This window comes from Bradyrhizobium sp. CCGE-LA001 (assembly GCF_000296215.2).
Taxonomy (GTDB): domain Bacteria; phylum Pseudomonadota; class Alphaproteobacteria; order Rhizobiales; family Xanthobacteraceae; genus Bradyrhizobium.
The window spans coordinates 6,909,640-6,923,045 of sequence record NZ_CP013949.1; the positions used below are offsets into that span (position 1 = coordinate 6,909,640).

Annotated in this window: 9 protein-coding genes, 1 tRNA gene and 3 pseudogenes; 3 read left to right on the forward strand and 10 right to left on the reverse strand. The window is 60.9% G+C overall.

What is annotated here, in order from left to right; translation table 11 throughout:
- Positions 1–571: 571 nt before the first annotated feature.
- From BCCGELA001_RS37690 to BCCGELA001_RS31470, 3 genes are all read right to left on the reverse strand, one after another.
- Positions 572–814 (reverse strand): hypothetical protein, encoded by a 243-nt coding sequence (locus BCCGELA001_RS37690; RefSeq protein ID WP_144441593.1) that lies wholly within the window; start codon positions 812–814, stop codon positions 572–574.
- 604 nt (positions 815–1,418) lie between these two features.
- The gene (locus BCCGELA001_RS31465; RefSeq protein ID WP_008545973.1) at positions 1,419–2,429 is read right to left on the reverse strand and encodes a PDR/VanB family oxidoreductase; all 1,011 of its coding nucleotides are present in this window, start codon (positions 2,427–2,429) and stop codon (positions 1,419–1,421) included.
- Positions 2,430–2,436: 7 nt separating this feature from the next.
- Positions 2,437–3,510 (reverse strand): aromatic ring-hydroxylating dioxygenase subunit alpha, encoded by a 1,074-nt coding sequence (locus tag BCCGELA001_RS31470; protein ID WP_008545974.1) that lies wholly within the window; start codon positions 3,508–3,510, stop codon positions 2,437–2,439.
- 170 nt (positions 3,511–3,680) lie between these two features.
- On the opposite strand from BCCGELA001_RS31470, the gene BCCGELA001_RS31475 reads away from it, so the two are divergent.
- On the forward strand, positions 3,681–4,640 hold the full coding sequence (locus BCCGELA001_RS31475) for a LysR family transcriptional regulator (protein ID WP_008545975.1): 960 nt from the start codon (positions 3,681–3,683) through the stop codon (positions 4,638–4,640).
- Positions 4,641–5,040: 400 nt separating this feature from the next.
- Positions 5,041–5,628, forward strand: a complete 588-nt coding sequence (locus tag BCCGELA001_RS39185; RefSeq protein ID WP_236840798.1) for a hypothetical protein — start codon at positions 5,041–5,043, stop codon at positions 5,626–5,628.
- Between the two features lie 45 nt (positions 5,629–5,673).
- On the opposite strand, the pseudogene BCCGELA001_RS31485 reads toward BCCGELA001_RS39185, so the two are convergent.
- Positions 5,674–7,554, reverse strand: a pseudogene (locus BCCGELA001_RS31485) (TRAP transporter large permease).
- Between the two features lie 5 nt (positions 7,555–7,559).
- Positions 7,560–8,012: pseudogene (locus BCCGELA001_RS31490) on the reverse strand (TRAP transporter substrate-binding protein); the annotation flags it as partial.
- 653 nt (positions 8,013–8,665) lie between these two features.
- Between BCCGELA001_RS31490 and BCCGELA001_RS39575 the strand changes: the two are divergent.
- Positions 8,666–9,673 (forward strand): annotated as a pseudogene (locus BCCGELA001_RS39575) (recombinase family protein); the annotation flags it as partial.
- A 183-nt stretch (positions 9,674–9,856) separates the two neighbouring features.
- Here the strand turns inward: BCCGELA001_RS39575 and BCCGELA001_RS39580 are convergent.
- The 5 genes from BCCGELA001_RS39580 to mnmA all read right to left on the reverse strand — a co-directional run bounded on the left by BCCGELA001_RS39580 (position 9,857) and on the right by mnmA (position 13,060).
- Positions 9,857–10,015 carry a hypothetical protein gene (locus BCCGELA001_RS39580; RefSeq protein WP_442855161.1) on the reverse strand — a complete coding sequence of 53 codons (159 nt, stop codon included), beginning with the start codon at positions 10,013–10,015 and terminating at the stop codon, positions 9,857–9,859.
- 238 nt (positions 10,016–10,253) lie between these two features.
- Positions 10,254–10,330 (reverse strand) — tRNA-Met (locus BCCGELA001_RS31500).
- Positions 10,331–10,599: 269 nt separating this feature from the next.
- Positions 10,600–10,956 (reverse strand): hypothetical protein, encoded by a 357-nt coding sequence (locus BCCGELA001_RS31505; RefSeq protein ID WP_008545979.1) that lies wholly within the window; start codon positions 10,954–10,956, stop codon positions 10,600–10,602.
- Between the two features lie 44 nt (positions 10,957–11,000).
- Entirely contained in the window at positions 11,001–11,639 is a 639-nt protein-coding gene (locus BCCGELA001_RS31510) for a class I SAM-dependent methyltransferase (protein ID WP_008545980.1), read from the reverse strand.
- A 239-nt stretch (positions 11,640–11,878) separates the two neighbouring features.
- Positions 11,879–13,060, reverse strand: coding sequence for a tRNA 2-thiouridine(34) synthase MnmA (gene mnmA, locus BCCGELA001_RS31515; protein WP_060737963.1), 1,182 nt, complete (start codon positions 13,058–13,060; stop codon positions 11,879–11,881).
- Positions 13,061–13,406 lie beyond the last annotated feature (346 nt).

Sequence of the window (13,406 nt, forward strand, 5' to 3'; positions counted from 1 at the left end):
TACCCAAATTTTCTTTTTTGGCGCGGGTCTCCATTTGGAGGCATTCGGCGTCCCAATTGCGCTCCTATCCGCCATCAACTTTCCAGGAGCCGTTGAGCGTTCGTTTATGACCATATCGCCCATCTGAGCTGGTGAGCTTATTGGAGAGTGCAACGCGGCGACTGCTTGCCCACAAGCCGTGAGCCAGAGCCTGTGGCCGTGACATCTTACTTGGCAGGAGTGCGCCGGCCTTGAACAGAGTACGAAAATTGCGATCGCCTTACTTGCTGAAACTGCCAAGCTTGTCTTGGCCTCCGCTTGATTTCTGCTTCTGCAACCCAGGCGGCAATACCTTGTCTCGATCGGATGGGCCACCGCATCTGCAACGCCTGCGGCCAGCGCTCTCGCCAGCGTCGGCTGGAGGCGCCCGGCTGTTTGCTCATCGTGCTGGATCGATGCCAGACGATGGTGCGTCGCCCTATCTCCTGGATTTAAACCTTCAGGGCCCGCAACTAACCGCTGAGAGCTACAAGATACGAGCGGGCCACCTTCGGAGCCGGTGGTTGGCCGGATCAGCGACTACTTCCAGCAGCTACTCGACATCAGGCGCCTGACCGGAGAAGGCGAATTCAGAAAGATAAGCGCGATTGAATTTGAGCACAGTTTGCTGGCGGATGAAGAGATGGCGCGCGCGATGAAGCGTCAGACGCTCTGTTGCTCGGCCGTCTCGGTCGGCATGAGTTGCAGGTTGGGTCTTGTGACCAGACTGACAAATCCCCTCTTCGTCCGTGCTGTCGACTTCTGTCGCTTGCATCCCGCAATGAAGCACTGACATCTCGATGCTTCTGAGTGAACGCCGAACCTGAACACTGCGGACTAATGCCTTACCGATGCGATCGAAGTATAGCCTATATCCCCCGTTCTCAAAGACTTCGTAGAATTGCTCAAGCAACTTGCGATGAGGAGCGGAATTACCCATAGCGGGCAAGGCCCATGAACTTGACCTCATCGAACACGCCGTACTTCAGAGACCGGATTGTCTCGAGATGGGACAACCAGAAAGAGATTTTCCCGGAAAGCTTTCGGGTCTGATTAACCCTCGGTTCCAGCCCCGTCGCGACGAGGCGCGCGCGCGCGCGAGAGAGAGAGAGAGAGAGAGAGAGAGAGAGAGAGAAGGTGCGTACGACGTGGTGGCAAATGGATGACGAATCGACAGCCAAAGGGCGCTCACAGCTCATCAGCTGTCGATCCATACTGAGCTTTGGAGGCGGGCAACCGCAATTTGGCCTGCCGAGGACTGCTCCAGAGCAGTGATACTGCTTCAGGCAGTTGCCAGGCGGGCGAGGTCCTACGATCGGAAGGCCACTGCCGAGAGAATCCTCGTGCCGTGATCGGCGGCGCGATCGTGTGGCTTAAAGCCTAGCGGCAGTGTTGCGGACTTACACCATGCTTGCGTCCCGGCCATGACGCGGGACCCGCGCCCGAGTGGGCGTATCGAGCGTTAGGCTACCGCTCGCCGCACGCGACACGCAGGTGCAGAGCTTGCTGTTCGTCGCCCGCTCTTCGCTGCTGAAGAACACGTCACGATGATTGACCTCGGCCGACGCCTCTAGGATCGGCAGCACGCAGAGTCCGCATTCTCCGCGCCGGCAACCAAAGATCATGTCGACGCCAGCATCTTCGAGCGCCTCGAGCATGGAGCGATTGGCAGGAACGTCAATTTCGAGACCCAATCGAGGAATCCTGACCCTGAACGGCGCGTCTGCAATGTTGCCCGCATGGCCGAACGTCTCAAAGCGAAGTTGCGCTTCGGGTCGGGCCGCCTCGCGCCACAGGCGCTTGACCGTCTGCAACATCTCGAACGGGCCACACACATAGAGCTCACCAAGCGCGCCGAGTTGGGCGATTTCGTCTGCAATGTCGATGCGTTGTCCGTCTTCACTTATGAAGATCTCAAGGCGTGAACCGATATAACGGGCAAGGTCGTCCGCGAGGACTAGGTCGCGACGGCTGCGCGCCGCATAAAGCAGACGAAAATTCGCGTCCGCTTGTTTCAGAGCCAATGCCATAGGGTAGATCGGCGTGATACCGATGCCCCCGGCCAACAGCAAATATTCCGGCCGGCCGTAGCTCAATTCGAAGTTGTTCCTTGGCTGGGAGACCGTGAGCCGCTCACCTGTCTTGAGGCGCCACATGCCCACGGATCCGCCGCGGCTCGATGCGAGTCGCTTGACCGCGATGCGATACAATCCGTCCGCCGGAGTGCCCACCAACGAATAGCTGCGAACCTGCAGCTGACCGTCGATTGGCACGAGGACGTCGATATGACTGCCCGGCGTTGCCGTCATCAATAGGCGGTCTGGAGCGATGTCGAAGAGCCTGACGTCAGGCGTGAGTTCGCGCGTGGCACAAAGGCGCGCGCTAGTCCATTCGATCGACTTGACCATCATTTTTCGCTCACTCGGCCGCAACGTTTGCGATGACATTGGCCTGTTCGTTGGTTATCATCTGGTCGATTAATCGTCGTGCCCATAGGGCGCCGGCATCGATGTTGAGGTCATAGAAGGGCGTGCGCGGGTTCTTGTCGATGGCGGCCTGCTGTGCCTCCAATATTCTGTGATCCTGATCGTAGACGCCTGCTCCCCCATTTACGTGGGCAAGCTGAAGCTCTTTCGTGAGCTGCGCATCATCCTTCCGATAATCACGGACGAAGTTCCAGAAATAGTGGCAGGATTCCTCGGTTTCGGGCGTGATCGCCGCCAGAAACGCGCCACTGACGCCCTGCGAGCGATCGCCTTGCGGAGCCCCCGTATTTGTTAGTGCCACCCCGACGTCACCAACGACTACCGACGGTGTCTGGAAGGTCACGACCTGCCAGCGATCGACACGGCCCGGCCGAGCAAGCTGGCGCGCCCAGAACGGAGGCGGCTCGATGTCCAACATCCAGCGCGTCATCGTTGCGGTGTCATCGGTGTGTGTCACATGGAAGGGCGCGGCCGTGATCGTCTCGTCGCCGATACTACCGGCGTGCACGTAGGTCTCGTGTGTCAGATCCATGAGGTTGTCGATCACCAGGCGATAGTCGCATTTCAGCTGATAGAACGTGCCGCCCTCGCCGATCCATTGCTTTCCGTCGTTCCAGTGAAAATCCGGAATTTTGGTGGGGTCCGCGAGGGCTGGATCCCCAGGCCACAGCCATACCAGGCGATGCCGCTCGGCGACCGGATAGGCACGCACACAGGCCGACGGATTGATCGTCTTTTGCGCGGGCATATAGGAGCAGCGCCCGGCCGAATTGAAGACCAGCCCGTGATAGCCGCACATGACGTCGTCACCCTTTAGGTGTCCGAGAGACAATGGGAGCAGCCGGTGCCAACAGGCATCCTCTAGCGCTGTGATGAGGCCGTCGACACGGCGGTAGAGCACGATGTTCTTTCCGCAGATGGTGCGGGCGGACAGCTCTCGTGCGACCTCGTGGGACCATGCGGCCGCGTACCAGGCGTTGAGCGGAAAGGGTTTGGCTGCGTTCATGCGGCAGTTAACTCCATGGTTGTGGCGATCGTCACGGGCTTGCCTTCTAAACTCCCATTTTCGAGCAGATTGCGTTGGCAATAGCTCTCGGACAATCGGACAGAGCTGATATCGGTTATCTACTCTTTCGATAGAGTGTTGCAGTTTTCCGCCAAGAGGATCCTGAAGAGATGGCAAAGGGCTGGGATCCATTTGCTATTGATTTTGGCGCGATCCGTACCTTGCGCCTAGTCTCGGAACTGGGTTCGTTTTCGAAAGCCGCCGACGCGCTTGGCACGAACCAATCGACGATCAGCTACACGATCGACCGACTGCGCGCGGCGTTCAACGACAAACTATTCGTGCGCCAGCGCGGCGGCATCGCGCCAACGCCGCGATGCGCCGAAATCGTCGAATGTGCCAGCCGCATGCTCGAAGCCTTCGAGGGCCTCGTGCAGCCTATGGAATTCGATCCCGCCAGCGCGTCCGGGCGGATCACGATCGCCTGCAATTATTACGAACGCTCGATCATTCTCCCGCGCGCCATCGCGGAAGTCAGGCGGCTGGCGCCGCGACTGGTGTTGGAAATCAAGGCGGCGCGCTCCAAAGGCACGGCGTATCTGAAAAGCGGTGAAGCCGATCTTCTCATCGGCCCTTATGACGTCCATGAGGAGAGCCTTTATCATCGCCATCTTCTGGACGACCACTATGTGTGCGTCATGCATCGCGGCCATCGGCTCGCCGACAGGAGGCTGCGGGTGAACGACTATGTCGACGCGAGCCACGCTGTCGTCACCTACGGCGGCACTTGGCGATCAGGGTACCTCAGGGAACTCGATGAACGTGGTTTATCGCTCACCCAGGTGGTCGCAATACCCAGCATTTCCGATCTTATGCACATTCTCCCCGCAACGGATCTGATTTCGACGGTACCAAGCCGCATCGCTTCGAACATAGCTGAATCAGTCGTGGCGAGATCGTGCCCCTTCCCCGAGCCGTTTCAGATCGGTATGACGTGGACGAACCGGACTTATCATTCCGCCGCGCACCGGTGGCTGAGACAACTCGTCGGCCGAATTGCTCGCAGTTTGCCGTACAAGACCGCTCCCGCCGCGCCCTCTGGGCGCTGCGGCGCTAATGCCCGAGTTTGAAGTGCCGTCCTGCGGGACGTGGGTGTATTAGTCCTAGGATGAGCGCCAAACTCCTCGATTTGAGCTCCTCGAAGGCTTGCCGATCTCCCGTCCTGACGAACTTTGTGGCAGTCCGATGGGGGCGGCTGCGTTCACAAATTTGAACGAGCTCTCGAGGTCCTACCACGCTGCTCGAAACAAGAGAACTGAGATCGGGGGGCATCCTGAACCTAGCAGTCGGTCCAGCTCAGGAAGGCAGCAGGCAGATGCCGATCGCGACAAACAGAAGCTTCTCTGGTCCGCCGTTCTCTTAAAGTGTTCAAACACGAGATACACCTCTTCGCACAATGCTGGTCGCCGGCTTGCGATCAACGCGAATGAAGCTGTCAGCCGCGACCAATCCTCTCAGGATAAACAGATCATGGCAGATGATCACAATTGCGGACGCGGGCCGCATAAAGATTCCATGCGCACTCCGCAAGAAGCTTTGTTTTCGACGCCCGTCAGCGAAGCGGCGCCCGTTGGCAGCGGAATGATGACGTTTTCCGGTCTTCTCCAACTGAACCTTCTGACCTACTCACATGACATCGGAAAAATTGTTTGGTTATTCGCGAAGACCACACGCTCCTCTTCAGAAGGCCTACTCACATTGGCTCATCGTCTTCAGATTTTGGAGGCACAAGCGAGATCCGCAAAAGCTAACCAGTTGGCTGCTTCGCTTGCTACGGACTTGGTCGATCGACCGACAAATCCATTCGCGATGATGTCGGCCTCCTTTGGCACCGACGGCCAGCTTTATTGCACGGTCTACAACCAGAAGAACGTCACGGTGCTGGATCAGAAGGGTGAAGTCTCCGAGCGTCTGGTCCTCGATGGGCCGCAGCCGACTAATTGTGCCTTCACCCAAGAAGGCAGGAAGCTACGCGTGACGGAGGTCGGCAAGGGACAAGTCGAGGAGATCGATGTACGCTGTGAGGGGCTGCCGCTGCATCTGCCAAAATTCGCCTGACGAGATGCCTCGCGGTTTGTGCCGCGGGCACGATTCATGAAGTCCTCACAGGAAACCGATCGAGAACCAGGGTACGGCGGCTACGATGAGCGTGCCTATCAGTAGCGCGATCATGTAGCCGACGATCGGTTTCATGCCCTCATCCGGGTTGATGCGGCTGATGGCACAAGCCGCGTAGTAGCCGATGCCGAACGGCGGCGCGAACAAGCCAATTCCCATCGCGAGAACGACCACCATAGCGTAGTGGACATCGTGGACGCCGACCTGCCGCGCGATCGGGAACAGGAGCGGACCGAACAAAACGATGGCCGGAATCCCCTCCAGTACGCTGCCCAGAATCACGAAGGTCACGATGGTGACGGCCAAGAACACCGGCACTCCCCCCGGAAGGCTGGTCATGAGCTTGGCCAGGGCTGCGGAAAATGCCGACTGGGTCAGCGCCCAGGCCATACCAGTCGCGGCGCCGATAATGAGCAGGATCGCTCCCGACAGCGAAGCCGTCTCGACCAGCATCGGATAGATCCGGCGCCAGTCGAATTGACGGTAGATGAAGAGACCGGCGAAGGCTGAGTACAGGATGCCGATCGTCGAGACCTCCGTTGCTGTCGCAACGCCCTCAACGACGGCGGTCCGGATCACGAATGGCAACGCGATGGCTGGGACCGGCATGACAAGGCGCGGCCAATCTGCCGCCCTGTCGCGCGTTTGACGTAAGACAGGTCTTCACGGCGATATCGCCACCACACCACGGCCGCGAGCATGATGGCAAGAACTACGCCCGGAAGCAGGCCGCCGGTGAACAGGGCCGAGATAGAAACGCCCGTGACCGAGCCGATCGTGATCAAAACGAGTGACGGCGGGATTGTTTCCGTCTGCGCACCGGTTGCCGCCAGAAGCGCCACGAGATCGCCCGGTTTGGCCCCGCGCTGCCGCATCTCCGGAAACAAGACCGGTGCCACTGCAGCCATATCTGCCGCCTTGGAGCCGGAAATGCCCGACACCAGATACATCGCCCCGACCAGCACATAGTGCAGTCCGCCGCGCACGTGCCCCAAGAGGCTCCCCAGAAAGCCGACCATCGCGCGGGCCATACCGGTCGTCTCGATCAGAAGGCCAAGGAAGACGAAGAGCGGCACGGCGAGCAGGATCAGGTGACTCATGCCCTCGTCCATCCGCCCGATCATCACCACGTCCGGAGTGCTGGTTGTCAGGGCGAGACAACCGACGGTGGCAAGGCCGAATGCGAAGGCGATCGGCACCGCTGCAAAGACCATCGCTCCGACCACGACGACGAAGAAAATCAAAAGGTTCACATTGCCTAATGGCTTCAAGACGGGAGCGAGCAGAACGAACGTTGCAATGATGCCTGCGACGATCGCCACGGATACGCAAGCTGCTCAGGCTTGCGATGCGGATGAGCCGGATGACCGCGGCAATCAGCATCAGGCCGAGCCCGATCGGCAGCGCCGCTGCACGCCTGCTGTTGACGATCTCAAGCGCCGGCGTGGTGACGAATGCCTCGTCGGCTGCGAATTCATAGGCCGGCCAGACGACGAGGGCGAGAAATGCCAACGAAGCCGCAGCAGCCACGACATCTAGGAACGCGCGGACTTCCGCCCTGAGAATCCCGACGACGGCGGTGATCCGCATATGCTCGCCCCGCTGGAACGCAATCACGGATCCAAACATGGCGAGCCAGAGGAAGAGGATGCCGGCAAGCTCATCTGACGAGACGATCGGCTAACGGAACACGTATCTGGCTACGATGCCCGCGGACAGCACCGCGACCTCGGCCAGCACGAGCAACGCCGCCGGTATTGCGACGACGTGACCGAGCACCGTATTTGCTTTCAGTATCCAACTGCGCGAGCCTGCTTGAGACGCGCCGGCCGCCATACCGGCATCAGCGTGCGGCGTATGGCTCATGCTGGTCATGACAGCTGGCCCGCGGCTTTTTCGAGCTGCGACCATGCCTCCTCGCCGAACTTGGCTTTCCAGTCTGCGTAAAAACTGGTCTTCGACAGCGCCTGTCGGAAGGCGGCGCGATCAACGTCGATGAACTTGAGCCCCTTGGCGGACAGATCGGTGCGCAGTGACTGGCTGAGCTTCGCAATGTCGGCGCGCTGGTCGACGGCAGAGCGGTCGAGTTCGCGGGTCACGATTTCCTGCACATCCTTTGGCAGGCGCTCGAATGCGCGTTTGTTGCCGAGAATCCAGTAGCCGTCCCAGACGTGGCCGTTCAGGCTGCATGTGCTTTGCACCTAGTAGAGACGCGCGGTCGCAATAATCGGCAGCGGATTCGCCTGACCGTCGACGACCTTGGTCTGCAACGCGGAATACACCTCGTTGAAGTTGATCGGCGTCGACCCGTCTCCGAGCGATCTGACCCGAAGTCGTCTTCTTCCCGGGAACAAGTACCTGAGCTGTCACCGAGGCTTGTGCAGTGTTGGCCTATTGCGATCTCGATGGCTGGCTGCGTTTGTCACGATCCAAGGGCGCACTCACGGACTTTCCCGAGGAGCGCACCAGGGCTCGAACATGGGATCGCTGATTTAGAGAAGCAGGTCTTAGGGCAAGAAATAAGTACCGCCGCAGAAAAATCTTCACACATCGAGCACAATCGAAAGGCGAACGAACGAGATACAATAAAACGAAGCTGATCGATAGTTAGCCCTCATACTCAGAGAATAAATAAACCGCATTATAGCAGGAAGTGCTTCGTTGATCGACGGCGTCGCGCTTCTTCTCTTTTCTTCGCCACGGCATCCAATTGCATGACCAACTCATAGCGGTCGTTCCGGTTAGGCACCGCCCGAGCATGATGGTCGGGGATCATCAAAGGCCGATATTGTGCAGATTGGCACTAGCGCAGGTGCGTGCACATCCTTCAGCTGCGTGGGAGTTTCGATCGTGCCAGACACATATCGAAAATTGTCCTTGCAGGGGAAGCCAGACAAGGCGATCTTACGCCTCGCGCGCGTACTTGCTCGTCAGGCCGCTAGGGAAGATCATGAAAGAGAGCTCGCCAACCAAAGAGATGAGGAAGAGAGCGACGATTTATGCTCGATTCTCAACCGATCTACAGAACGAGCGTTCGATTGAAGACCAGCTTACACTTTGTAGAAGCTATGCAGAACGCGAGGGCTTAATGGTTGTCAGCACCCATGAGGATCGAGCTCGTTCTGGTGGCTCGGTCATGGGACGCGAAGGCCTTCTGCGGATGTTGAACCAAGCGAGAGAAAAATCCTTCGACGTAGTGATCGTCGAAGCGCTCGACCGCCTCTCTCGCGACATGGAAGATCTCGCCGGCATCCATAAGCGGCTATCTTTTCTTGGAATCGAGATTCGAGCGGTTCACGAAGGCGTCGTTAACACCGTGCTGGTTGGTCTTCGGGGCTTGGTCGGACAGCTCTATCGTGAGGACAACGCGCACAAGGTGCGTCGCGGTCAAGCAGGCCGGGTCAAGCAAGGTTTGGCTGGAGGTGGCTTAACATACGGATACGCCGCGGTCGCCGGAAAGAGCGGCGAACGAGTCATCGTGGAAGCCGAGGCACAAGTGATCCGGCGTATCTTTCAGGAATATGTGGACGGTCGAACGCCTCGCGAAATCGCGTACGGACTAAACAAGGATCGGGTATCGCCTCCGCGAGGGCGCTCGTGGAATGCCTCAACTATCAACGGCAACATTGAGAGGGGTGCCGGAATTCTCCAGAACGAGCTTTATGCCGGGCGGCTCGTCTGGAACAAGGTCAGAATGGTGAAAGATCCCGAATCGGGAAAGCGCCTGTCGCGCCCAAATCCCAAGTCTGACCGGCAAGCCACCGCAGTGCCGCATCTTGCTATAATCAGTCCAGAATTGTTCGCAGCTGCTCAGCAACGCAAAGGGGAGCGAAGTCGCGGACATCCAAGTCACCAACGTCGGCCTCGCCGGATGCTGTCTGGCCTACTCCGTTGCGGTTCATGCGGCTCGGGCATGGCAACCAATGGGCGGGACAAATCGGGGCGCGTTCGCATTCGGTGCTCGGCGGCGACGGAGAGCGGTACATGTTCTGACGCCAAGACGTTCTATTTGGACACCGTCGAGAGTGCCGTCCTCAGTGGACTCAAGACCGAGTTGCGCGCCCCGAAAGTTATTGCGGAATACGTACGCACATATCTGGAGGAGAGGAAGCTTCTCGCAGCTTCATCAAACGCAAAGCGGCACCGGCTTCGGCAGCAGCTTGGGGAGCTAAACCGGGAAATAGAACGACTGGTGGATGCGATTGCAAAGGGACACGGCAATCCATCCGTTCTTGGTCCCCGATCCACGACCTTGGATGCCGAACGAACGCGGATAAAGCAGGAGTTGCAGAATGAACCGCCAGCGGCGGAAGAAATCGCGCTGCATCCGGCCATTCTCAAACGGTATGAGGAGCAACTCGGTCGACTTCAAGAAGCACTGGGTAAAGGTGTCAGCGCGGGGGACGGGGAGGCCGCGGAAGCCATCAGAGACTTGGTCGAAACTGTCACTGTGTTCCGCGATTCGAGACGCCCAGGTGGTGTAGCCGTAGACATAGCAGGCCGGCTAAACGCCTTGCTGGGGGAAAAGGCCTATCCGAACCACGTCAAAGGAGTGTGGGGAAAGGTGGTAGCGGGAGAGGGACTCGAACCCCCGACCCCAGGATTATGATTCCCGTGCTCTAACCAGCTGAGCTACCCCGCCACAGGGTCGCGAACGGCTGTTAAGGCCGATCTCGCGAACGCGCGGCATATAAGGAAGGGGGCGGCGGGAAGTCAAGCAAAGTGGCCGCCTTTTTCCGCGGTCACGAAGGCCGTGGCGGGACAAGCCGCCTTGCGAATACGCCCCCCTTTTCAATGAGGTTCGTCATGGCCGGGGCTTGTCCCGGCCATCCACGCCTCGATTTGCGGGCCCAAGAACGTGGATGCCCGGGACGAGCCCGGGCATGACGAACTCTGGAAGCGGAACGGCCCTTATTTCGGCCGCACGTTCGGGTCGCCGCCGGGGCTGCCGGGGGGCGGGATGACCGGAGTGTTGCCGCCGGTGTTGGGCGCGGGGGCGTGCATGTCGGGGTCGACGCCCGCGGGTGGGCAGAGCACGCCGTCGGTCTTGGCGAGCTTGTCGCCGAGCGGTTCCCGGGACTGGCCGGTGGTGGTGCCGTCCGGGGTCGTGGCTAGCCGATCGGATGGGGCACAGCCGGCGGCGCGTTGCGGGGATGGCGGCGCGGTCGCTTGTGGCGGCGTCGCCGGGGCGGGCGGGGCCTGCGCGATCGCGCTGCCGGAGGCGGCGATCAGGAGGCTTACCAGGATGATGTTCGATGTCGTGCGCATGGGAGGAAAACGCGCCGGCCTCGGCGCGTGTTCCCGCGGTACGATCACGATTTGCGGTAGCGGATCAGCGAGAAATGGCCCATCGGCGGCATAGGGCGGCGCTCGGTGAGGGTGATGCCGCCGTGCTTTTCGGCCCAGCCTTCGAGGCGGGCCCACGGGAATTCCGGCCGCCAGCCGAGGCGGCGGGCGATGGGGGCGAAGGCGAGCTCGGAGAGCTTGCGAAGACCCTTTTCCGCGCCGATGTGGTTGACCAGGATCAGCTCGCCGCCGGGCTTGAGCACGCGCACGAACTCGTCGAGCGTGCCTTCGGGATCGGGCACCGCGGTGATGACATATTGCGCGACCACCGCGTCGAAGGCGTTGTCGGGGAAGGCGAGGTTCTTCGCATCCATCACCGAGAGCACTTCGACGTTGGAGAGCCGCAAGCTTCGCACGCGCGCCTGTGCCTTGCGCAGCATCGGCTCGGAGATGTCGACGCCGCAGATCTTCGTGGTGCGCGCGTACTCCGATAGTGAGAGTCCGGTGCCCACGCCGACGTCGAGGACGCGGCCGCCGATGCGGTCGGCCTCCGCGATGGTCGACTGCCGGCCGGCGTCGAACACCTTGCCGAACACGAGATCATAGACCGGCGCCCAGCGGCCATAGGCCTTCTCGACCCCGGCCCGCGAGATGTCTGCTGCCATGCCCCCTGCCCTTGCGCCCTGCTAGAGTTTGATGCGTGTTGGTGAAATCGAGACCGGCTGCGCGGGCGGTCTAGCGCCTCTCCCGCCTGCGGGAGAGGTCGGCGCGCAGCGCCGGGTGAGGGCTTTATCCTCTCGCGATATATCGCGTGTGGAGAGAGCCCTCTCCCCTACCCTCTCCCGCAGGCGGGAGAGGGGGCGCACCTTTCGGGTGGTTACAGTGGGGCTCAGTCTCATCGCGCTCAGCCGCGCACGGCTTCCGCGAGCGGGCGCGGCGTGGCGGCGCCGGCCTTCGCGGCGGCGCTTTGGATGAATCCGCCGCCGAGCACGCGGGCCTGGCCACTAGGCGCATCGTAGAACACGCAGGCTTGCCCGGGCGAGACGCCCTCCTCGCCGGCAACGAGCTCGACCTCGTAACGGCCATTGCCGCCGCGCAGCCAGGCTGCTTGCGGGCTGCGGGTCGAGCGCACGCGCACGAACATCTCGAGGCCGGAGCCGATGGCGCTGTCGATGTCGCCACCGCCGATCCAGTTGACGTCGCGCAAGCTGATGCGGTGCATCTTCAGCGCATCGCGCGGGCCGACCACGACGCGGCGCGCGGCGGCATCGAGGCGCACCACGAACAGCGGCGAGCCGGAGGCGATGCCGAGGCCGCGGCGCTGGCCGACGGTGAAATTGGCAATGCCGTTGTGCCGGCCGAGCACGCGTCCGTCGAGATCGACGATCTCGCCGGGGTCCATCGCGTTCGGCCGCAGCCGCGTGATGATGTCGGTGTAGCGCCCCGTCGGCACGAAGCAGATGTCCTGGCTGTCGTGCTTGTCGGCGACCGCGAGCCCAAAACGACGCGCGAGCTCGCGCGTCTCGGGCTTGGTCATGTCGCCGAGCGGAAAGCGCAGGAAGTCGAGCTGCTCTTGCGTGGTCGCGAACAGGAAGTAGCTCTGGTCGCGGTCGCTGTCGGCGGCGCAGACAAGCGCGCGCGAGCCGTCGTCGCGACGGCGCGAAGCGACGTAATGGCCGGTGGCGAGCGCACGCGCGCCGAGCTCACGCGCGGTCTTCAGGAGATCGCGGAACTTGACGCTGCGGTTGCACTCGATGCAGGGCACCGGCGTCTCGCCGAGCGCGTAGCTATCGGCAAAGTTGTCGATGACGGACTCGCGAAAGCGGTCCTCGTAGTCGAGCACGTAATGGGGAATGCCGAGCTTGGCCGCGACGTCGCGGGCGTCGTGGATGTCCTGGCCGGCGCAGCAGGCGCCCTTGCGGTGAGTCGCCGCGCCATGGTCGTAGAGCTGCAGCGTGATGCCGACGACGTCGTAACCTTCAGCCTTGAGCAGCGCAGCCGTCGTCGAGGAATCGACGCCGCCCGACATGGCGACGACGACCCTGGTGTCCTCAGGACGGCCTTCGAGATCCAGACTGTTGAGCATGGGCCTTGTGAACAGTGCCTTGTGAGCAGCGCCTTGGCGTTCTGACGGCGGCGTGCGGCGCATCCGCGATTTGCGTGCCTCCGGCGGGACATCGGCAATCCCTTGGGGATGCTGGTTCCCCCGGGAGGCACAAGGCCCTGTCGAAAGCGGCTGAGAGTGACCTCTTTAATATAGGCGGCATTCCAGTGAAGCAATCACGCGGGCGCCTGCTTAGGGCAATTCTTGCCGGGGCGGCAGAAATGCCGGGGTCGCAGCGGCGGCGCCGCCGCGGTACAAATTCTACAAGACATTGATTTCATTGTTTAAATTTACCACCCGAGAGGCTGGCCCGCTCCTTGCTCCCTTC

What these genes read in the sequence shown, in the direction of transcription:
- BCCGELA001_RS37690 (WP_144441593.1), bottom strand. Translation starts at nt 814, where the DNA reads ATGTCAGTGCTTCATTGCGGGATGCAAGCGACAGAAGTCGACAGCACG.
- BCCGELA001_RS31465 (WP_008545973.1), bottom strand. Translation starts at nt 2,429, where the DNA reads ATGATGGTCAAGTCGATCGAATGGACTAGCGCGCGCCTTTGTGCCACG.
- BCCGELA001_RS31470 (WP_008545974.1), bottom strand. Translation starts at nt 3,510, where the DNA reads ATGAACGCAGCCAAACCCTTTCCGCTCAACGCCTGGTACGCGGCCGCA.
- BCCGELA001_RS31475 (WP_008545975.1), top strand. Translation starts at nt 3,681, where the DNA reads ATGGCAAAGGGCTGGGATCCATTTGCTATTGATTTTGGCGCGATCCGT.
- BCCGELA001_RS39185 (WP_236840798.1), top strand. Translation starts at nt 5,041, where the DNA reads ATGGCAGATGATCACAATTGCGGACGCGGGCCGCATAAAGATTCCATG.
- BCCGELA001_RS39580 (WP_442855161.1), bottom strand. Translation starts at nt 10,015, where the DNA reads ATGCAGCGCGATTTCTTCCGCCGCTGGCGGTTCATTCTGCAACTCCTG.
- BCCGELA001_RS31505 (WP_008545979.1), bottom strand. Translation starts at nt 10,956, where the DNA reads ATGCGCACGACATCGAACATCATCCTGGTAAGCCTCCTGATCGCCGCC.
- BCCGELA001_RS31510 (WP_008545980.1), bottom strand. Translation starts at nt 11,639, where the DNA reads ATGGCAGCAGACATCTCGCGGGCCGGGGTCGAGAAGGCCTATGGCCGC.
- mnmA (WP_060737963.1), bottom strand. Translation starts at nt 13,060, where the DNA reads ATGCTCAACAGTCTGGATCTCGAAGGCCGTCCTGAGGACACCAGGGTC.